The organism is Marinobacter daepoensis DSM 16072 (assembly GCF_000421165.1).
GTDB classification, from domain to species: Bacteria; Pseudomonadota; Gammaproteobacteria; order Pseudomonadales; family Oleiphilaceae; genus Marinobacter; species Marinobacter daepoensis.
This window is the reverse complement of the sequence record NZ_ATWI01000008.1, coordinates 166,948-187,430: the sequence shown is the minus strand read 5'-3', so window position 1 is coordinate 187,430 and position 20,483 is coordinate 166,948. Positions and strand designations below refer to the sequence as shown.

The 20,483-nt window shown below is 56.9% G+C and carries 21 protein-coding genes; 16 read left to right on the top strand and 5 right to left on the bottom strand.

The window, feature by feature from the left end; all coding sequences use genetic code 11:
- Positions 1–20 precede the first annotated feature (20 nt).
- Positions 21–377, bottom strand: a complete 357-nt coding sequence (locus K325_RS0101395) for a c-type cytochrome (protein ID WP_036192825.1) — start codon at positions 375–377, stop codon at positions 21–23.
- Between the two features lie 222 nt (positions 378–599).
- On the opposite strand from K325_RS0101395, the gene K325_RS0101390 reads away from it, so the two are divergent.
- The 9 genes from K325_RS0101390 (at position 600) to K325_RS0101350 (ending at position 8,905) form a co-directional block, all read left to right on the top strand.
- Complete coding sequence (locus K325_RS0101390; protein ID WP_084694141.1) at positions 600–2,324, top strand: nitrite reductase; 1,725 nt, start codon at positions 600–602, stop codon at positions 2,322–2,324.
- Positions 2,325–2,355: 31 nt separating this feature from the next.
- Positions 2,356–2,820 (top strand): AsnC family transcriptional regulator, encoded by a 465-nt coding sequence (locus tag K325_RS0101385; RefSeq protein ID WP_029652457.1) that lies wholly within the window; start codon positions 2,356–2,358, stop codon positions 2,818–2,820.
- Positions 2,817–3,353, top strand: coding sequence for a siroheme decarboxylase subunit beta (gene ahbB / locus K325_RS0101380; protein ID WP_084694140.1), 537 nt, complete (start codon positions 2,817–2,819; stop codon positions 3,351–3,353). Before K325_RS0101385 ends, ahbB (K325_RS0101380) begins: the two co-directional genes overlap by 4 nt.
- Positions 3,337–3,837, top strand: a complete 501-nt coding sequence (locus tag K325_RS0101375) for an Lrp/AsnC family transcriptional regulator (protein WP_051146522.1) — start codon at positions 3,337–3,339, stop codon at positions 3,835–3,837. Before ahbB (K325_RS0101380) ends, K325_RS0101375 begins: the two co-directional genes overlap by 17 nt.
- Entirely contained in the window at positions 3,812–4,330 is a 519-nt protein-coding gene (gene ahbB / locus K325_RS0101370) for a siroheme decarboxylase subunit beta (RefSeq protein ID WP_029652454.1), read from the top strand. Before K325_RS0101375 ends, ahbB (K325_RS0101370) begins: the two co-directional genes overlap by 26 nt.
- Positions 4,331–4,463: 133 nt before the next feature.
- Positions 4,464–5,663 carry a heme d1 biosynthesis radical SAM protein NirJ gene (gene nirJ, locus K325_RS0101365; protein WP_029652453.1) on the top strand — a complete coding sequence of 400 codons (1,200 nt, stop codon included), beginning with the start codon at positions 4,464–4,466 and terminating at the stop codon, positions 5,661–5,663.
- A gap of 11 nt (positions 5,664–5,674) precedes the next feature.
- Positions 5,675–6,535: a uroporphyrinogen-III C-methyltransferase gene (gene cobA, locus K325_RS0101360; RefSeq protein WP_029652452.1), complete on the top strand. Its 861-nt coding sequence runs from the start codon at positions 5,675–5,677 to the stop codon at positions 6,533–6,535.
- Between the two features lie 78 nt (positions 6,536–6,613).
- A complete protein-coding gene (locus K325_RS0101355; protein ID WP_029652451.1) occupies positions 6,614–8,089 on the top strand; it encodes a cytochrome D1 domain-containing protein in 1,476 nt (491 codons plus the stop codon).
- A 102-nt stretch (positions 8,090–8,191) separates the two neighbouring features.
- Positions 8,192–8,905: a Crp/Fnr family transcriptional regulator gene (locus K325_RS0101350; protein ID WP_029652450.1), complete on the top strand. Its 714-nt coding sequence runs from the start codon at positions 8,192–8,194 to the stop codon at positions 8,903–8,905.
- A 54-nt stretch (positions 8,906–8,959) separates the two neighbouring features.
- Here the strand turns inward: K325_RS0101350 and wrbA are convergent, their stop codons facing one another.
- Complete coding sequence (gene wrbA / locus K325_RS0101345; RefSeq protein ID WP_029652449.1) at positions 8,960–9,559, bottom strand: NAD(P)H:quinone oxidoreductase; 600 nt, start codon at positions 9,557–9,559, stop codon at positions 8,960–8,962.
- Between the two features lie 207 nt (positions 9,560–9,766).
- Here wrbA and trhA point away from each other — a divergent pair, with 207 nt between their 5' ends.
- The 3 genes from trhA to K325_RS0101325 all read left to right on the top strand — a co-directional run bounded on the left by trhA (position 9,767) and on the right by K325_RS0101325 (position 13,569).
- Positions 9,767–10,426, top strand: coding sequence for a PAQR family membrane homeostasis protein TrhA (trhA, locus tag K325_RS0101340; RefSeq protein ID WP_029652448.1), 660 nt, complete (start codon positions 9,767–9,769; stop codon positions 10,424–10,426).
- A gap of 142 nt (positions 10,427–10,568) precedes the next feature.
- Positions 10,569–11,720 carry an NnrS family protein gene (locus tag K325_RS0101335; RefSeq protein ID WP_051146521.1) on the top strand — a complete coding sequence of 384 codons (1,152 nt, stop codon included), beginning with the start codon at positions 10,569–10,571 and terminating at the stop codon, positions 11,718–11,720.
- Between the two features lie 256 nt (positions 11,721–11,976).
- Entirely contained in the window at positions 11,977–13,569 is a 1,593-nt protein-coding gene (locus K325_RS0101325; RefSeq protein ID WP_029652446.1) for an MFS transporter, read from the top strand.
- A gap of 144 nt (positions 13,570–13,713) precedes the next feature.
- Here K325_RS0101325 and K325_RS0101320 read toward each other — a convergent pair whose 3' ends face one another.
- Both K325_RS0101320 and K325_RS0101315 read right to left on the bottom strand, forming a co-directional pair.
- Positions 13,714–15,219 (bottom strand): MFS transporter, encoded by a 1,506-nt coding sequence (locus tag K325_RS0101320; protein WP_029652445.1) that lies wholly within the window; start codon positions 15,217–15,219, stop codon positions 13,714–13,716.
- Positions 15,220–15,255: 36 nt separating this feature from the next.
- Positions 15,256–15,717, bottom strand: a complete 462-nt coding sequence (locus K325_RS0101315) for a universal stress protein (RefSeq protein ID WP_029652444.1) — start codon at positions 15,715–15,717, stop codon at positions 15,256–15,258.
- A gap of 272 nt (positions 15,718–15,989) precedes the next feature.
- Here K325_RS0101315 and K325_RS0101310 point away from each other — a divergent pair, with 272 nt between their 5' ends.
- The 3 genes from K325_RS0101310 to K325_RS0101300 all read left to right on the top strand — a co-directional run bounded on the left by K325_RS0101310 (position 15,990) and on the right by K325_RS0101300 (position 18,790).
- Positions 15,990–17,342: an MFS transporter gene (locus K325_RS0101310; RefSeq protein WP_051146520.1), complete on the top strand. Its 1,353-nt coding sequence runs from the start codon at positions 15,990–15,992 to the stop codon at positions 17,340–17,342.
- 90 nt (positions 17,343–17,432) lie between these two features.
- The gene (locus K325_RS0101305; RefSeq protein WP_029652442.1) at positions 17,433–17,891 is read left to right on the top strand and encodes an EVE domain-containing protein; all 459 of its coding nucleotides are present in this window, start codon (positions 17,433–17,435) and stop codon (positions 17,889–17,891) included.
- 77 nt (positions 17,892–17,968) lie between these two features.
- A complete protein-coding gene (locus K325_RS0101300; protein ID WP_029652441.1) occupies positions 17,969–18,790 on the top strand; it encodes an ion transporter in 822 nt (273 codons plus the stop codon).
- 1 nt (position 18,791) lies between these two features.
- Here the strand turns inward: K325_RS0101300 and K325_RS0101295 are convergent, their stop codons facing one another.
- A complete protein-coding gene (locus K325_RS0101295) occupies positions 18,792–19,163 on the bottom strand; it encodes a SirB2 family protein (protein WP_029652440.1) in 372 nt (123 codons plus the stop codon).
- Positions 19,164–19,286: 123 nt separating this feature from the next.
- On the opposite strand from K325_RS0101295, the gene K325_RS0101290 reads away from it, so the two are divergent.
- Entirely contained in the window at positions 19,287–20,471 is a 1,185-nt protein-coding gene (locus tag K325_RS0101290) for an NnrS family protein (protein ID WP_029652439.1), read from the top strand.
- The last annotated feature ends 12 nt before the right edge of the window (positions 20,472–20,483 follow it).

Here is a 20,483-nt window from a genome sequence, read left to right as displayed (position 1 = left end):
ATCCTTAAGGCTTATCGGGTTCAAAAGGTATCGGATTCCGGCGCGATCAACGCTCCCGATTTCAGCTGACGACTGATCCAGAGAATTTCCTGCTCCGTCAGCAGGGCTTTCCAGGGAGGCATCGCAGTGCCCGGCACCCCCTGACGAATGATCGCGGCGACCGCCGCTTCTGGCAGGGCTTCAATGTCCTCGGGCCGAAGCGGAGGCCCAAGCCCGCCTTTCAGCTTCAGACCGTGGCAGGAGCCACAATCCTGAATCACAAAATTTGCGAGTTCCGACTCGGTTTCCGGAGCACCGGCAGTTGCCCCGGCCGTCGCCATCAGCATGGCTACTGCCAGACCTGCTTGCCAGTACAACCCCTGACCGGACCTATTCATTACCGCTCTCCTGAAGGTTCGCAACCATGCTGCAATTCCATCAAATTCATAACCTTGATATTGATTAAATTCGATACCGGATTCCACTGATCTTTGGGCATAGGCCATCTACCACCTGCGAGGTACTCTCTTGAAAAGCTGTACTTTTCTGACATTAATCAAGGTTCATAAACCATAACAAGAGAAACCTAGGAGTACTCTTGAACCCAAGGAGAGAACCTGATGAGAGTAACCCACATGATGATCAAGCCACTGGCCCTGGCCGTGGCCATTACGTCGTTGGGCGTAATGTCTGCACAGGCCGCCCCAAAAGATCCCGACAAGGCCACCATGGCCTATGAAGGCACCCCCAGCGCCGTTGATGCCGCATCCGCCAAAGTCGTCCGTTCCCCCGGGGCGCCAGACCTGACCGATGCCGAATTCGAACAAGCCAAACAGATTTACTTCGAACGCTGTGCCGGTTGTCACGGCGTACTGCGTAAAGGGGCCACCGGCAAGCCCCTGACTCCGGACATCACTCAGGAACGCGGCCTCGACTATCTGAAAGCCTTTATCAGCTATGGCTCACCCGCAGGTATGCCCAACTGGCTCACCTCTGGCGACTTTGATGAAGACACCGTTGAGCTGATGGCCAAGTACGTCATGCATGAGCCGCCACAACCACCGGAGTATGGCCTGGAAGAGATGAAGGCCAGCTGGGAGGTTGTGATTCCGCCGGAGGACCGCCCGAAGAAGCAGATGAACGACCTGAACCTGAAAAACCTGTTCAGCGTGACCCTGCGTGATGCCGGCCAGATTGCCCTGATTGATGGTGACACCAAAGAAATCGCCCACATTATTAAGACCGGGTACGCCGTGCACATCTCCCGGATGTCTGCCTCTGGCCGCTACCTGTTTGTGATTGGCCGCGACGCGTTGGTCAACATGATCGACTTGTGGATGGAAAACCCGGACACCGTTGCCAAGATCAAGGTTGGTATGGAAGCCCGTTCTGTTGAAACATCCAAGTACAAAGGCTGGGAAGACAAACTGGCGATTGCCGGCACTTACTGGCCACCACAGTTCGTGATCATGGATGGCGAAACGCTGGAACCCAAGAAGATTATTGGCACTCGCGGCATGACCGTTGGCACACAGGAATACCACCCTGAGCCACGGGTTGCCGCCATCGTTGCCTCTCACGCGCACCCTGAGTTCATTATCAACGTAAAAGAAACCGGCAAGATCATGCTGGCAAACTACGAAGATCTGGACGCCCTGTCCATCACCACCATCGACGCGGCCCAGTTCCTGCACGACGGTGGCTGGGACTCCAGCATGCGCTACTTCCTGACCGCTGCCAACAACTCCAACAAGATCGCCGTTGTTGACGCTCAGGACCGTAACCTCGAAGCCATCGTTGATGTCGGCAAGATCCCGCACCCGGGACGCGGCGCCAACTTTGAAGATCCCGAGCATGGTCCGGTCTGGGCAACCTCTCACCTGGGTGACCAAACGATCCAGATGATCGGAACCGATCCGAAGAACCACCCGGACAAAGCCTGGAAAGTGGTCCGAACCGTGGACGGACAGGGTGGCGGATCTCTGTTCGTGAAGACCCATCCGAAGTCCAGAAACCTGTATGTGGACACGGCTCTGAACCCGGCCGAAGCGGTCAGCCAGAGTGTTGCGGTGTTCGACATCAACAACTTCGACAAAGGCTATGAAGTGCTGCCGATTGCCGAGTGGGCCGACCTTGGTGAAGGACCCAAGCGTGTGGTTCAGCCCGAGTACAACGTCGCGGGTGACGAAGTCTGGTTCTCTGTCTGGAACACCTCAGACAAGAAATCAGCCATCGTGATCCTGGACGACAAGACTCGCAAGTTGAAGAAAGTCATCAAAGACAAGCGTCTGGTTACGCCAACTGGCAAGTTCAACGTCTACAACACCCAGCACGACGTGTACTGACCCCGGTTCCGGCCCGGAGAGGAGCAACCTGATGAGACTGGATGCGGCAGACAGACAACTGATCGACAGATACCAGAGGCATCTGCCGGTCTGTGAACGGCCCTATCAGGAAATGGCCCGGGAACTGGGCCTGACTGAAGACGAGGTCATTGCACGACTGTCCCGCCTGCAGGAAAACCAGGTGCTCAGCCGGGTCGGCCCGGTTTTTGAACACAGCCGGGCAGGCGCCAGCCTGCTGGCTGCCGTGGCAGCACCAGAAAACCAGATGGACCTGGTTGCTGCCCGGATTAACCGTGCCCCGGGGGTAAACCACAATTACGCCCGGGAGCACGCCTACAACCTCTGGTTCGTGATGACAGCGCCAGATGAAGAGACTCTGGACGAACGACTCGACGAACTGGAACACCAGTTACAGCTGCCCATGCTGAGACTCCCTATGATCGAGGGCTATCACATCGACCTGGGCTTTGACATCGACTGGGAGGCTCTGCCATGAACCTGCCCGCCACACGCCCGAATCATGACTTTCTTATTGATCGTGAATCCATGAGCGCCTGGGGCTTGCTGAGACTGCGCGAGCAACTTGAGAAGGGGCTTCCGCTCACGCCTCGTCCTTATCAGACCCTCGCAGAGCGCACCGGCCTGACGGAAGAACAAGTGATGGAAGCCATCCACCGGTGGCAACATCAGGGATTGATCAAACGCCTGGGGCTGGTCGTCAGACACCGTACTCTGGGTTATCAGGCCAACGCCATGATCGTCTGGAACGTACCGGACGATCAGGTTGCTGAGCTAGGCCAGGCCCTGGCGTCAGTGCCGTTCATCACCCTGTGCTATCAACGCCCCAGACGCCTTCCTGAGTGGCCGTACAATCTGTTCTGCATGATCCACGGCATTAACCGAGACCGTGTACTGCAGCAACTGAACTCACTGATGGACCAACACCAACTCCGGGATGTGGCCCACGCCATACTGTTCAGCAACAAAGCCTACCTGCAGCGCGGAGGCCGCTATGTCAGCAACGACTGAGCACACCACGCATCGCGCCCCCGCAACACCACAACCCGAGTTCACAGCTCTGGAACGCGCGATCATTAACCGTCTGCAGTACGGACTGCCGCTGACCCGAACCCCCTATCAGGACGTGGCAGATGAACTGGGGGTTTCCGAAAGCACCCTTATTCAACATCTGGAGGCCTTATTGGCCCAGGGCATCCTGACCCGTTTTGGCCCCATGTTTCACGCTGGCGAAATGGGGGGCGGTCTGACCCTGGCCGCCATGCGGATTCCCGATGAAGCCTTTCAGCGGGTGACAGAGATCGTAAACCGGCTTCCCGAAGTGGCTCACAACTATCGCCGGGAACACGACCTGAATATGTGGTTTGTTCTGGCCACCGAATCCCCGGAAGGCATCAACGAAGCCATCGAGCAAATTGAAACCCTGACCGGCTACCCGGTCTACAACATGCCCAAGGAGAAGGAGTTCCATGTCCACCTCCACTTTGAAGTCTGACCTGCTCAGCGAACGGGACCGTGCGCTCATTGTGGCCACCCAGGCCGGACTCCCTCTGGTTTCGGACCCCTGGGCTGAGCTGGGCAAACAGCTGGACATGCCAGCCGATGAAGTCCTGGCACGGTTTCAGAAGATGCAGGACAACGGCGTCATTCGCCGGGTCGCCGCAGTCCCGGACCATTACCGGCTGGGTTATCAGTTTAACGGGATGACCGTCTGGGACGTCTGCGATGACGCCATCGCCAGGCTGGGGGACCAAGTTGGCTGCCTGCCCTTTGTGAGCCACTGTTATCAACGCCCCCGGCATCTGCCGTACTGGAGCTACAACCTGTTTGCCATGGTCCATGGCATCAGCCGGGATGAGGTTGAACACAAAGCAGCCCAGATCCGTGAGGTGCTGGGCGATGCCTGCTCCGGGCACACCATTCTGTACAGCTCGGCGATCCTGAAGAAAACCGGTTTACGCCTGAAGAAACAATCAGGTAGGAGTTAACACCTACCCCCTGAAGTACTCCATTGAAGGTATGGATACGAAGCACCCGCAGGGGGATAGTTAGAAGGGCAGAGAGCCGGTAAAGGCCCGCCCGGAGAGGCAAGAAAGCCACTCCCGATGAGAGAGAAAGACTATGTTTCGCATGACCCGCTACATCAAGAGCCTGATGAACCCGGCCCCGGTGCACCCGGTACCGAAACCCAGCGGTCCGGTGGTGATCTGGAACCTGATCCGCCGCTGTAACCTTACCTGTAAACACTGCTATTCGATTTCAGCCGATATCGACTTCAAAGGGGAACTCACCACCCCGGAAGTCTATACGGTGATGGACGACCTCAAAGCCTTCGGTGTACCGGTCCTGATCCTCTCAGGTGGAGAACCGCTGATGCGCCCGGACATTTTTGACATTTCCCATAGGGCCAAAGCCATGGGCTTCTATGTGGGCCTGTCCACCAACGGCACCCTGATTACCGAAGACAACATCGGCAAAATCGCCGGGGTGGGCTACGACTACGTGGGCATCAGTATCGACGGCCTGGAAGCCACCCACGACGAATTCCGCCAGAAAAAAGGCGCGTTCCGGGAATCCATGCACGCCGTAGCCCTGTGCAAACAGGCCGGCATCAAAGTGGGCCTGCGTTTCACCCTGACGCAGGACAACTACCCGGAACTGCCAGCCATGCTGGAGATGCTGGACGAGCACCAGATCGATAAATTCTACCTGTCACACCTGAACTACTCCGGTCGCGGTCGGCGCAACAAGAAGCGGGATGCCTGGTACGACATGACCCGGGATGCCATGCACCGGCTGTTCAACCACTGCCACAACGAACTCAAGCGTGGTATTGAGCGGGAATACGTAACCGGCAACAACGATGCAGACGGCCCCTTCCTGATCGAATGGGCCAAGGAACATTACCCGGATCAGGTCGATGCACTGACCCAGCGCCTGACCAACTGGGGCGGTAATTCTTCCGGCGTCAACATTTCCAACATTGACAACCTGGGGGTGGTACACCCGGACACCTTCTGGTGGGACCACAATCTGGGCAACGTGCGGGAAACCCCCTTCTCCAGAATCTGGTCTGAAACCTCCGACCCGTTGATGCAAGGCTTCCGACAGCATCCACGCCCGGTGAAGGGCCGCTGTGCCGGCTGCAAATATCTTGGGATTTGCAACGGCAACACCCGGGTACGGGCCTACAACGTGTCCGGCGACTTCTGGGAAGAGGACCCGGGCTGCTACCTCACCAATGAGGAAATTGGTGTGATTGACGACACTCCACGACGGGTCGCCGCTCCGGTGATCGAAATTCCGGTTCACAACCTGTAAGGAACCACGCCATGACCACAAACCCACGCAAAAAATGCCTGGTGGAGTTCCAGCTGGCGGAACACCCCCTGCGGGCCGGAGAGGTTGCCATCGTCGGTGCCGGTCCGGGGGACCCGGGGTTGCTTACACTCAGAGCCCTGATGCTGATTCAGCAGGCCGATGCCATTGTTTACGACCGACTGGTCTCCCCTCAGATCATGGAACTGGTGAACCCTCAAGCCGAGCGCATTCACGTGGGCAAAGCCAGCGGTTGCCATTACGTGCCTCAGGAAGACACGAATGAACTGCTGGTAAAACTGGCCATGAAGCAACGGCGAGTGGTGCGGCTGAAAGGCGGCGACCCGTACATTTTTGGTCGGGGTGGTGAGGAAGCCGAATTCCTGGTGGATAACGACATCGATTTTCAGGTAGTGCCTGGCATTACGTCTGCGGCAGGCTGTGCCTCTTACTGCGGCATTCCGCTGACGCACCGGGATTATTCCCAAAGCGTAACGTTCGTTACCGGCCACCGAAAAGCCGACCAGACCCTGGAACTGAACTGGCCGGTTTTGGCAGCGCCGCGACAGACAAGGGTGTTCTACATGGGCCTGCACAACGCGCCAACTATCGTTCGCGAACTCACCGCTCACGGTCTGTCTTCAGACTGCCCCGTGGCCCTGGTCGAGCGCGGCACCACACCACTGCAACACATGACAGTGACAACCCTGAACAATCTGGTGGACACCATTGAGCGCGAGGATTTCCAACCCCCTACCCTGATTATTGTGGGCGAAGTGGTGCAACTGGCCGACAAACTCGCCCGTCCGGGCCAGGCCGGCTGGAACAGCGCCCTGGCCGAACCGGCAGCCACGGCCAACCGACGCCCCGCCTGAGCGATACGACGACATCTGATCAACCTGGAGCGGTAACTGGTGACCCTGAACCGAACCCAAGCAAGTCTGACGAAAGCAATGCTACTGATCGGCGCCCTGATAGGCGGCCAGGCGCAGGCCGACCAAGCCGAAAACATCAGCACCGAAACCCTTTATCTGCAGCAATGCGCAGCCTGCCACGGGCCCGACCGCCTCGGCGGCATGGGGCCGGCTCTGTTACCAGATAACCTGGGGCGCCTGAAACAGTCCGAGGCTGAACAGGTGATTCGTGAGGGGCGTCCGGCGACCCAGATGGGAGGCTATCAAACTCTGCTCAACAACGAGCAGATCGCCGCACTGACTGACTTCATCTATCAGCCCCCGAGCCATGAACTGAAATGGGGCGAAGCGGAAATCCGCAGTAGTCAGGAAGTCTCTCACCCCCAGGGTTCGCTGCCGGATAAGCCGGTGTTTGAGGCGGACCTGATGAACCTGTTCCTGGTGGTGGAAATCGGTGATCATCACGTCACCCTGCTTGATGGCGACAAGCTGGAGCCCATTCATCGGTTCCCCAGCCGCTTTGCCCTGCACGGCGGGCCGAAATACAGCCCGGACGGCCGTTATGTATACTTCGGCTCCCGGGATGGCTGGATTACCAAATACGATATCTACAACCTGAAAGTGGTGGCGGAAGTTCGTGCCGGCATCAACATGCGCAACATTGCAGTTTCTGCTGACGGCAACTACGTCCTGGCGGCTAATTATCTTCCTCATTCCATGGTGCTGTTCGATGCCAGGAATCTGGACATGCTGGACTTTATCCCTGTTCAAAACGACGCCGGAGACAGCTCGCGAGTCAGCGCGGTCTACACTGCGCCGCCCAGAGGCAGCTTTATCGCCGCTCTGAAAGACATGCCAGAGGCCTGGGAAATCGCTGTGGAAAACGGTGAAGCCAAAGTCCGCCGCATGACCACCGACACCCTGCTCGACGACTTCTTCTTCGACCCGGGCTACCGACACCTGATCGGCGCTGCCCGGGACGGAAAACACGGCGTTGTGATCGATCTGGATACCGGCCAAACCACGGCAGAACTTCCTCTGCCCGGCATGCCACACCTGGGCTCCGGCATTACCTGGGAGTACGAAGGCCGCCGGGTAATGGCCACCCCCCACTTCCGTGCCGGCGCCATATCCATCATTGATATGGACACCTGGCAAGTCATCAAGACGCTGAAAACCGAGGGCCCCGGGTTCTTCATGCGCAGCCATGAAAACTCCCGCTATGCCTGGGCAGACGTGTTCTTTGGCCCCAACGCCGACAAAGTGCACATTATCGATAAACAAACTCTGGAAATTGTCAGAACTCTGCAACCGGAACCCGGCAAAGTGGCCGCCCACGTGGAATTTGACCGTTATGGCGAAAAGCTACTCCTGAGCATTTGGGACAATGACGGCGCCATCATTGTCTATGACGCCGATACCCTTGAGGAAGAAAAACGACTTCCCATGAAGAAGCCCTCCGGTAAGTACAACGTCTGGAACAAAATCAACTATGAGGAAGGCACCAGTCACTGACCCTTATCGACTCAATAACATATGCTTAATCGTTTAAGTCATTTCGGATATTGCTTTCATGGTAGGATAATTGGCCTACGCTAATGCAGTCGGGGTCAACATATGAACAGCAGTTTCAGGCCCGCGGTGGCCTCTGCACCGTGCCTGTTGGGGGAAAGTAACAACGACCTCATCCAGTACAGCGTCGCTCCCGCCGAGGTGGCCCTCCTGAACGGCCTCAGTCATGCGTTTGGCATTTGTCTGAATGCCAACCAGGATCATCCCGAGGCCCGCTTTCTCGACACTCTGGCGAACCTGTTTCAACAACACCGGGTAGAGCCGGAAACCCCTCTGGAAAAACACGACCAGCCGTGGCGCCATGTCTACCTGATCCAGCATGGGGTTCTCCGACTGTTCAGGGAGTCTTCCTCAGGGAAGGTGGCGATTCACCACTTTTTCTCAGAAGGCGATCTGATCTGGCCCGTCTTTGGCCGAAGTCGCACAGTCCGCAACACACTTTGCCTGACCAGCGTCTTGCCAGCGACCGTCTGGGTCGCCGATTTTGCGGACTTTCGGTCTGCCATTCAGAACTATGGAGATGGCCAGTGGCACAAGTTCGCCCTGGTCCTGACGGAGGAAATCGCCGAGCTGACCAGCATGCGCGAGTATCGAAAACACACCATGTCGGCACCCGAGCGCTATCAACTGCTAATGGATGAATATCCGGAACTGGTAAAGCGGGTCCCCGACAATCAACTGGCCTCTTGGCTAGGCGTCGTTCCTGCCACGTTTTCTCGCCTGAAAACCGCCTTTGCCAACCAAGCAGGCAAACCCTGAAAAAGCGGCGGAACCCTGCCCGCCGCCAATACCCTGAGCCACTCCCGGGCTCTGTCAGCCGTGCAGCTTGATCGCCAACTCTGCCACATGCTTACCCTGAAAACGGGCAATGGCCAGCTCCTTATTGCTCGGCTGACGACTGCCATCACCACCGGCAATGGTAGAGGCGCCGTAGGGGGTGCCACCGTTCACTTCAGAAATATCGAAGAATTCAGGTGTACCGTATCCAATGGGCGCGAGCACCATGCCGTGATGGGCAAGCGATGTCCAGAAAGAGGTAATGGTCATTTCCTGACCACCCCCAGTCCCGGTTGATGTAAACACACTGCCAACCTTGCCAAACAACTTACCTTCCGCCCAAAGCCCGCCGGTCTGATCCAGAAACGTGCGCATCTGCCCCGCCATGTTACCGAAGCGGGTAGGCGTGCCGAAGATGATGGCATCGTAGTCAGCCAGTTCTTTCGGGTCGGCCACCGGAGCCGCCTGGTCAGACTTACCCCCGGCGTTCAGGAAAGCCTCATCAGCCATGGTTTCCGGCACTCGCTTCACGACAACCTCGGCACCTTCCACACCGCGCGCACCTTCGGCAACCGTGTTCGCCATAGATTCGATATGACCGTACATTGAATAGTAAAGAACCAGAACTTTCGCCATCGCAACAATCTCCTGTGTTTGCGTTCAATGCCGCGAATCGTAACGGGTTCTGTCCGGATAAAAAAACGGAAGTTTTACGGCAGGTTCATCAGTTTTTCTGAACAAAGTCACAGAATATTCACCAAACGCCGTTTGCGTACACTTGTACGCTGAAATACCCTATACTTTCGTTGTATCGCAATTTCCAGACAAGGTAAAACCCACACCATGAATCACAGCCAGACGGACTCTCTCCATCACCGGATCGAAGAGTGGATCAACAGTGCGACTCACGGACTGGGAGCGCTGCTCAGCGTAGTCGGCACAATAGCTCTGATCATTGGGGCAAGCCAGTTGGGTGATATCTGGAAAATCATCAGTTTCAGCGTATTCGGTGCCTCACTGATCCTGCTTTATCTGGCATCAGCCCTTTACCACGGCGTCCGTCACCCCCGCCTGAAGACCGCCTTCAAAACTCTGGATCACTGCGCGATCTTTATTCTGATCGCAGGAACCTATACCCCTTTCCTGCTCGTCAACATGCGCGGCACGACGGGTTGGACGCTGTTTGCCGTGATCTGGTCGCTGGCGCTGACCGGTGTCATCCTGAAAGTCATCTTCAAGAATCGGTTTAAACTCATTCGAGTGGGCATTTACATCGCCATGGGCTGGTTGATCACCTTCGCATCATCTGACCTGGTGGCCAGTCTCAGCGAAACCGCCCTGACACTGACCATTGCCGGAGGTATCGTCTACACCGCCGGCGTGGCCTTCTACCTGGCTGACCGCATTCCGTACATGCATGCGATCTGGCATCTCTTTGTGATCGGCGGCAGCGCCTGCCATTTCAGCGCCATTTATTTTGGCGTATTGCCGCACAGCATATAGAACGGCAAGCTCAGGAGTTGTGTCCTTGCCATGGTGTCCACCTGTATCATGCTCTCTTAATCTCACTTTTAGTGGATCACCACACCGGCTTCAACGTCAGCAGATGACTACGAGCATTCTCCCCCCTGCCGGAGAGCGGACGATGGCTACCAGGCCCCACAAGCCCATCCATACGTTCTGGTTGTTCTTTCCGGCGGCATCGCTCTGGGCCGCTGTGGTGGTTCCCCTGTCTATCTACGCGGTGCTATCCGGCTCTGGCTGGCCACCCGGGCTGATTGGCGCCGGCCATGGCCATGAGCTGATTTTTGGTTTCGCCCTGGCACTGATTGCCGGTTACACGCTCGGCTCACAACCCCAGCGCATACTGGCTCCACTCTTTGGGCTCTGGTTATCGGCCCGGCTTGCCTGGCTGCTGGCACCCGACACCATCGTCGCCCAACTGCTCAGCCCGGCTTTTGCATTGCTGCTGGCATGGCACGTGGTGCCTCGGTTTCAGGCCGCCAAGAAATGGCGCAACAAAATTGCCGGCCCGCTGATTCTCGTGCTCTGCCTGATGGCTTTGATCTATTTTCTGACACAATCCGGACTGCCGTTGCCAGACACCCGCCGCCTGCTCCAAACCACCATCGTGGGCCTGCTATTACTGATGATTTTTATGGGCGGAAGGATTATTGCGCCGGCCGTGGCCGGTACGCTGGAAAAACGGGATATTCCTCTGCAAGCCCGGATACAACCACACATCGAAGGGGTGCTGCTGATCATCTTGCCGATCGCCATGGCGTTGATGCTGTTCAGTACCACCAAACAGCTGGCCGGACTTCTTCTTACCTCAGCCAGCGCGCTGGTAGTTACCCGGATTGTCCGCTGGAAGCTCTGGCACTGCAGCAACCGGCCCGACCTGCTGGTGCTGGCCCTTGGCTATCTGTGGCTGGCCATCGGCGCGGCGTTCGCAGGCGGGCACCTGCTGACCGGACGGCCGGTTCTTCCCTCGCTGCACCTGATTGTTGTCGGAGCGCTGGGGACACTCTCGGGGAGCGTGATGCTTCGACTGGCCTGGCAGCGGGCACGCCGGACATTTCCGCCAGCCTGGCAAGTTATCACCATCGCGGTTCTGATCGCAGCCGCCACCATCAGCCGCTACCTGGCGGGTGCCTCACCTTACTCACAACCTGAGCTTCTGTGGTTATCCGCCGGCTGCTGGGGCCTGACCTTTACAGGCGTCGCCGGCCAGCTACTCGCGCTCTATCCTCGCGTTCAAAAGCCCGGTGCGGCCCCCAACAAGCCCCGGAAATGATTGGCTACCTCCACTGCGCCAACTCGAAAGGCAACTACTACCTCCAGCGTACCACCAACATAACCAATTGTTTTAAAAGGGTTAAAAAACGTTTCAAACCAGCTGAGAAACCAGCCGGTTTACGAGATCATATTCCCTGTAACCTTCCTTGATATTTAACAGGATTGAACCACTCGCCTCGTTTGCAAAATGACCCCAACGCCGTGACAGCCACTGCATCCGGTGGCTCCGGGTCGAGAAAACGAGGAGCTTAACCATGGCAAAAACCAACGCCGATATTGAACACTGGGATGTCGAAAATAAAGAATTCTGGGAGCGGGAAGGCAAGAAAGTCGCCTCCCGCAACCTGTGGATTTCCATTCCCAGCCTGCTGATGGGATTCGCCATCTGGCTAATGTGGGGAATGATCACCACCCAGATGAAAAACCTGGGTTTTTCTTTCACCGTTGAACAGCTGTTCACACTAACGGCCATTGCCGGTTTGTCCGGCGCAACCCTGCGAATTCCGGCTTCGTTCATGATCAAGATTGCCGGCGGTCGCAATACCGTTTTTCTGACGACAGCCTTGCTGATGATCCCGGCGTTCGGCACCGGTGTCGCCCTGATGAACCCGGATACACCGTTCATCGTGTTCCAGGCACTGACGCTGCTGTCCGGTATTGGTGGTGGTAACTTTGCCTGCTCCATGAGCAACATCAGCGCGTTTTATCCCAAGAGCAAACAGGGTTACGGGCTGGGCATGAACGCGGGCCTGGGTAATTTCGGCGTGACCGCCATGCAGATTCTGATTCCCCTGGTGATGACCGTCGGTGTGTTCGGCGCCCTTGCCGGTGACCCTATGCAGCTGCAAAGCCCCAGCGGCACCCTGATCGGCCGCATTGAGGCAGGTACCGACACCTGGATCCAGAATGCCGGCTTCATCTGGCTGCTGTTCCTGATTCCGCTTGCCTTCGCGGGCTGGTTCGGCATGAACAACCTCAAGGTGGTGACTCCGAACCCGGGCAGCTCGATGTCGGCCTTCGGCAAGATTCTTGGCCTCTATGGCGTTGGCCTGCTGACCTCTATTGCCGGCGTCTGGGCCCTGTCAGTCATGAATATGTGGCTGGCCCTGCCCATCACCATCGTACTGACCGTGGTGCTGCTCAGGCTGATCCCCGGTAATATCAAGCCCAACATCAAGAACCAGTTTGCCATTTTCAGCAACAAGCACACCTGGTCCATGACCGTGCTTTACATTCTGACTTTCGGCTCATTCATCGGGTTTTCTGCCGCCCTGCCCCTGTCCATCAGCGTCATTTTCGGCAACATGATGGAAGTAGGTGCCGATGGCACCATGACTCGGGTGGTCAATCCGGATGCGCCCAGCGCTCTGACCTGGGCCTGGATGGGGCCGTTTGTCGGCGCCCTGATCCGCCCGGTTGGCGGATGGATTTCTGACAAGCTGGGCGGCTCCATTGTCACCCAGGTCATCTCAGTGGTGATGGTCGTCGCCTCCGTTGCCACCGGCTACGTGATGATGCTGGCCTACAACTCAACGGATCCGAACAGCTACTTTGCCCTGTTCCTGATCCTGTTCATTGTGATGTTCGCCGCCAGCGGTATTGGCAATGGCTCCACCTTCCGCAGCATTGGTTTCATCTTCAACCAGCAGCAGAAGGGCCCGGTACTGGGCTGGACCTCTGCCGTCGCCGCGTACGGTGCCTTCATCGCACCCCGGGTGATGGGGCAGGAGATCCAGGCCGGCACACCGGAAGTGGCCATGTACGGATTCGCTGTGTTCTATGCAGTTTGCCTGGTGGTTAACTGGTGGTTCTATCTCCGCAAGAACGCCTACATCAAGAACCCGTAACCGCACGAGTCCGGCCATCCGACCTCTGTTTGCCAGCCTCAAAAGGGCTGACTTTTTTATGCCCCCCCTTATCAACACGCATGAAAAAACCCGCCGGGATCAACCCCGGCGGGTAGTCTGCCTTGTGGGTAGGCTGCCTAGCTTCTATCTGGCGGCCTGACCTGCCAGCCGCTGGCGCTCCTCCTCTTCAATCTGAAGATCCACAGAAGACACGTGGTATTCCTCCGAGAAGCCACTTTCAGGCTCTTTCAGCCACAGGACACACAACACCCAACTGATGAACGCCCCGGCCGCGATAATGAAAAAGAACTGAGTTGGCGTTACAAAAGTGAAGATGGTCAGATACACCACCGCCCCCACGTTACCGTATGCCCCCGCCATACCAGAGATCTGCCCGGTCAGCCGGCGTTTGATGGAAGGGATTATCCCAAAGGTGGCGCCCTCAGCTCCCTGCACAAAAAAGGAGGTGAACACGGTAATCGACACCGCCACAATCAGCGGCCAATTGGAGTCCAGAAGCCCCATCAGACCAAAACCCACCGCAATGCCAAACATATAGCTGAGCATCACAAAACGGCGGTTGCCCATCCGGTCGGACACCAGCCCGCCCATTGGCCGGGCCATCAGGTTCACAAATGCAAAGGAGGCGGCAATCAGGCCCGCGGCGGTTGCGCTCAGACTCCAGGTTTCCTCAAAAAACATCGGCAGCATGGAAACCACCGCCAGCTCGGCGCCAAAATTCGCGAAGTACGTACTGTTCAGCGCCGCCACGCTGTTGAACGGATATTTATCATCCTCCGGCACGCCTTTTTTCAGGATGGGCACATTCACTCTCAGGATCTGCACTATCTGGTAGCAGACAATGGCAAAAATGATGGCGTAGCAGATGGCCGCCCCGGTCGCAGACAGATACCCCATGTTCTGGATGCGCCAAACCAGAATCGCCAGGACGCCCACAAGGGGGATCGTCCAGAGGATCAGTTTGACCATATCACCCCAGGTGCTTACTTCCAGGGCAACGGCCTTACGCGGTTTGCGATGCACGGTACCGGCGGGGCCGTCTGTAATGGCAAACCAGTAATAGATGCCATAAGCCGCCATCACAATGGCACTCTGGGCAATGGCCCAACGCCAGCCGTCCTCCCCCCCATACAGGGTAATCGCGATCGTCGGCAATGACATAGCCGCCGCTGCGGAACCAAAGTTCCCCCATCCGGCGTAGAAGCCTTCGGCAAAACCGATATCCTTAGGCTTGAACCACATCGCGGTCATGTGAATACCCACCACAAAACTGGCTCCGATGGAACTCAGCACCAGGCGACTGACCAGTAACTGCGCCATGGTGTCACCGAAAGCAAACACCAACGCCGGTATGGCCATCACGACCATCAACACTGAAAACACCCGGCGCGGGCCAAAACGGTCGAGGGCCATACCGACAATAATGCGGGCAGGAATGGTCAGCGCAACGTTACAGATGGCGAACAGGCGCAGGTCGTCCTTGGTCAGCCAGTCCACACTTTTCAGCATGCTGGATGCCAGCGGCGCCATGTTAAACCAGACATAGAAGGTGATAAAAAAGGCAATCCAGGTCAGATGCAGAGCTCTGATCTCCGGATTCCGTACGCGGAATACATCAGCGACTTTCATTTCGGTCTCCCGGGGATAACAGAATGGAAACGGCCATCAGTGGCTCGGCAGGATCAACAGTGGGCACTGGATACGCCGTGCCAGAAATGAACTGACGCTGCCAAAGGTCATGTAATCCAGTTCATCCACGAAATAGGTCAGTGACCGGGCAATGAACCCGCCATCCGGCTCGTGGCTATGCCGGGCAATCACCAGCATGTCTGGCCGCACCTTTTTTTCTGCAGCAAACAACAGGCTCTTTCGGGCATCGCCTTCCAGCATCAAGCTCTCGGCGATGACCCGCTCACGCTCGCACACCTCCAGAGCTTGTTGCAGATGCTGCTTCAGCTCACCCACTTCCTGCTGAAACAAGTCTTCATTTCCCGAAGTGATGTCGCGGGGGTTTTCAGCCACCGCCACCAGAGTGAGTTCCGGCTCCAGTCCGCGAAACATGGTGATGGTCTGAGCCAGCGCCAGTTTTGCGTTTCGGGAACCGTCGTAGGCAATCATGATCTTCATGGGATTCTCCCGGTATCAAGTACCCCCGGACGGAGGTTTTTACGTTGATATCGGTCAGCATTACCCCACAGCACTCACCCGCCATAATTGACGTTCATCAAGCCTGCCCCGGCCTACCCCACCAGAGAAAGCCAGTAAATATCACCTTTACAGCGAGAGTGACCATTGACCTACCTCTTTTCCACCCAGCATGAGGTACCTCCAATGCGCCAGCCCCGAAAAACAGGTTTTTGATATGGTTTATAAAGGAAAGCCCCTGATCAGGAGAGCCCATGACCACCCAGCCCGCCAAAGCCGAGCAATACCGCGCTCTGGGCCTCTCTACGTTCGCCTTCACGCTCTGTTTTGCGGTCTGGACCATTTTCTCCATCATTGGCATCCGCATCAGCGAAGAGCTTGGCCTGTCGGATACCGAACTGGGGCTGCTCATGGCCACGCCCATTCTTACTGGGTCCGTCAGTCGGCTGTTTCTGGGCATCTGGACAGATCGCTACGGCGGGCGGCGGGTCTTCGGCATCCTGATGCTGACGACCGCCGCCTGCGTCTACCTTCTGACCTTTGCCACAACCTATGCCATGATGCTGGCAGGCGCTCTGGGGGTGGGGCTCGCGGGTGGCGCTTTCATTGTGGGTGTCGCTTATACGGCCGCCTGGTTTGAACCAGCCAGACAGGGCACCGCTCTGGGCATCTTCGGTGCTGGCAATGTGGGTTCCGCCGTCACCAATTTTGGTGCGCCGTTTCTGCTGGTTGCCTTTGGCTGGGAGAAGACCGCCCAGATCTACGCCACCATTCTGGCCATCATGGGCGTTTTGTTTCTGTTCATGGCAAAAACCGACCCGTTGTCCGAACAGCGACGCAACGCTGAACAGACGTCGTTTGCAGAACAAATGGCCCCACTGAGAGAGCTAAGAGTGTGGCGCTTTGCCCTGTACTATTTTTTTGTGTTCGGCGCCTTTGTGGCGCTTGCGCTCTGGTTACCCCATTTCCTGATGGGTGTGTACGGCCTGGACATCAAAACAGCCGGCATGATAGCCGCTCTTTATACGATTCCAGCCTCGCTGTTTCGTGTACTCGGCGGCTGGCTGGCCGACCAATACGGCGCCCGGAAAGTCATGTACTGGACCTTTTTCGCATCCATGGGCTGCACGTTCCTGCTCAGTTACCCCCCTACCCGCTACGTGATCCACGGAATGGAAGGAGACATCAGCTTTACCCTTACTATGAGTCTGCCAATGTTCGTAATGCTGACGTTTACCCTCGGTTTTTTCATGTCACTGGGGAAGGCCGCAGTCTACAAGCACATTCCCGTGTACTACCCGGAGCATGTGGGCGCCGTGGGTGGTGTCGTTGGCATGGTAGGGGGTATTGGTGGTTTCATTCTGCCACTGGCGTTCGGTGTTCTGAATGACATCACCGGCATCTGGCAAAGTTGTTTTATGCTGATGTTCATTATCGTATTGGCGGCCCTGGCCTGGATGCACTATGCCATCCGAAAGGCCGAGCGGGTGGAGTGGGCGGCCCAGTCAGAACAAACAGATCTGCCGGAACTTGCCGCTTCACACCTGTTTTATCCTCACAATCGCCCCGGGGCAGGCGGAGCCTCCAAACAGCGCCCTAGCCGGTAATATGGAAACCAATGGCGATGGCCATACCGTACCCCCCGCCTTCAGGCTTTTTGTATACTGGCAAAACATAAACTCAAGGGAGCACCAGTGGTGGCGTATTGGCTGGTAAAAACCGAACCTTCGGAATGTGGTATCGACGATTTCGCTAAAACGCCGGAAGGCGTGATTCCCTGGGATGGCGTGCGCAACTATCAGGCCCGCAACTTCCTGGCCAAAATGCAGGAAGGAGATTACGTTTTCATCTACCACTCAAGCTGCAAACACATCGGCATCGCCGGTGTCGTGCGCGTGGTGAAAAGCGCCTACCCGGACCCAACCCAATTCGACCCGGAATCGCCCTACCACGACCCTAAAAGCACACCTGAGAAATCTCGCTGGCAAGCCGTCGATATGCAATTTGAACGCAAACTGCCAAGGCTGATCCCCCTTGATCAACTCAAAGCCATGCCCGAACTCTGCGATCTTCCTCTGGTACGCAAAGGCAGCCGCCTGTCGGTAATGCCTGTGAGCAACAGGGAATGGCATCACATCCTCGGACAAGCAGATTAAACCCACGCCACAGAACTACCACCTAGGGCTCCGGCACTTTAGAATTGCCGCGTTTCAATTTCCCCGGAGCCGTCGTAATGTCCATGGACATGAACCCTGCCAGCAGTTTTGCCCAGCTCAAGCGTATTGAGTCGAGCAAAGTATTTCAGACTGTTGTTATCGCCATTATCATTCTGTCCGCCCTGACCATCGGCGCAAAGACCTACGACCTTCCGCCGCTGGTCGAACAAAGCCTGTCGGTTATGGACAATGCCATCACCCTGTTTTTCCTGGTTGAAATCTTGTTCCGGTTCGCTGCCTGCTCCACCAAGCGCCGATTCCTCATGGATGGCTGGAACCTGTTCGACACCATCGTGGTGATCGGCAGCCTGATTCCCCTCGACAATTCCGAAGCCGTGCTGCTCGGCCGGCTGCTGCGGGTCTTCCGGGTACTTCGACTGGTCTCGGTGGTTCCGGAACTCCGCTTCCTGATCAACTCCCTGCTCAAAGCCATCCCACGCATGGGCTACATCGCCCTGCTGATGTTCATCATCTTCTACATCTACGCGGCCATGGGTTCCATGTTCTTCGCCAGTGTAGATGAAGTGCTCTGGGGCGATGTTGCCATAGCTATGCTCACCCTGTTCCGGGTGGCCACCTTCGAGGACTGGACCGACGTAATGTACGCCACCATGGAAGACTATCCCATGAGCTGGTTGTACTACCTGACCTTTATCTTCCTGACGGCCTTTGTGTTCCTGAACATGATGATCGGCGCGATTCTGGAGGTGATGAGCGAGGAGCAGAATGCGCGAGAGGCCCAGAAAGCCCATGATGAGAGGGATGAAATTGCCCGTCAGCTCCGAGCTGTTCAGGAACAGCTACAGGAACTGACGAAGCAGATCAGCGATCAACGCTGAGTCAGAACGGCTTGGCCATGGCCAGATGGAAAATGGCACTCACCTGCACCAGAGCAAGTACCGCCGCCACAATGCGAACGGGCTTGCTTACGGTGGTTTTCAGCGCGAACACGCCCGCCAAGATGTAGCCAATCAAAAGGACGATCTTGGTAATCAGCCATCCTGGCATAGCCGAGGCATAACCCGCGACAAACACCAGCGCAATCGCCGCCACCAGAAGAACCGTATCGTTAATGTGAGGAATAAAACGCAAAGGCGTCTGGCGCCAGCCCGGGCGCCCCACCGCATCCAGTAGCAGCCTGAGGGCAAACAGCGTGATGGTCAGATAAGCGGTGGTCATGTGCAGGTGCTTCAGAATCATGTACGACGTCATGGAAGTTCCTTTGTGAATAAACAGTTTGCAGCCATTGTACGCAAACTACCCCCAAGCAGGTATGGTTAATGCGGGCCTGAAGGCTTAACATATACTCAAAATACATGTATATGGGAGACATCTATGCAGGCCATACCCACTTCTCCTGAACAGGCGTCTGCCAGCCTCGGTCAGCTTTTCAACTACCCGTTCCGGATATTTTTTCTGTCCATGAGCCTGCTGGCGCTCGTGGTGATTCCGGTCTGGGTGCTGGAAGTCACTGGTACCCTTCAGTTACCGCTTGCCCTGCCGCCACTGCTCTGGCATCAGCATGAAATGCTCTTTGGCTTCCTGTCGGCGGCGATTGCCGGCTTTCTGTTGACCGCCGTTTGTGTCTGGACCCAAACCAACCGAACCCATGGTGCAATGCTGGCGGGACTATGGTGTGTGTGGCTGGCCGGCCGACTGTTACTGGCATTCGGTGGCAGCCTCCCGGAATGGCTGGTACAAGGCGTGAACCTGATGTTTCTGCCTCTGGTGATGATCGACGCCGGGTGGAGAATCTGGAAAGCACAACAGAAAAGACAACTTATGATTCTGGTGGTGCTCGGCCTGCTCTGGCTGATGCAGATCGGATTTGTTACCCGCCAGGACATGGCCTTCAGCTACGGCGCCCTGATCATGGCCATGGCATTAATCAGCATCATCGGTGGCCGTATCACCCCGGCCTTTACGGCTGGCTGGCTGCGCCAGCGCGGTGGCGACGCCAACGCGGTCAGAATGATTCCCGCACTGGATATGGCAACCCTGTTCGCCATGATCCTGCTGATGACATCCATGGTCACAGGGTGGCCAACCGTGACGGCCCTCATTGCGGTGATCGCATCAATGCTGATGCTGATTCGCCTGTATCACTGGAAAGGCTGGCGAGTGCGCAAAGATCCATTGCTCTGGATTCTGCACCTGTCGATCCTCTGGGTGCCCGCGGCTCTGCTCCTGCTGGCCGGGTCGCTGCTGGTCGGCTGGCCCAGCAACGCCTGGAGCCACGCGGCGGGGACTGGCGCCATTGGCGGCCTGATTCTCGGCGTCATTGCCAGAGTTTCTCTGGGGCATACCGGGCGGCCACTGACTCTGCCAAAAGGTATGGTGCTGGCGTTCGTTGCAATACAACTGGCCGCCCTGGTCCGGGTGTTCACTGCATTCAACCTCATTCCATGGCACCCGGGAATCGGCACCAGCACCCTGCTCTGGATGCTGGCCTACGGCCTGTTCCTGCTGCGTTACACCGGGATTCTGGCCAGCCCACGAGCCGATGGCCGAGAAGGCTGACTCACACCTGTA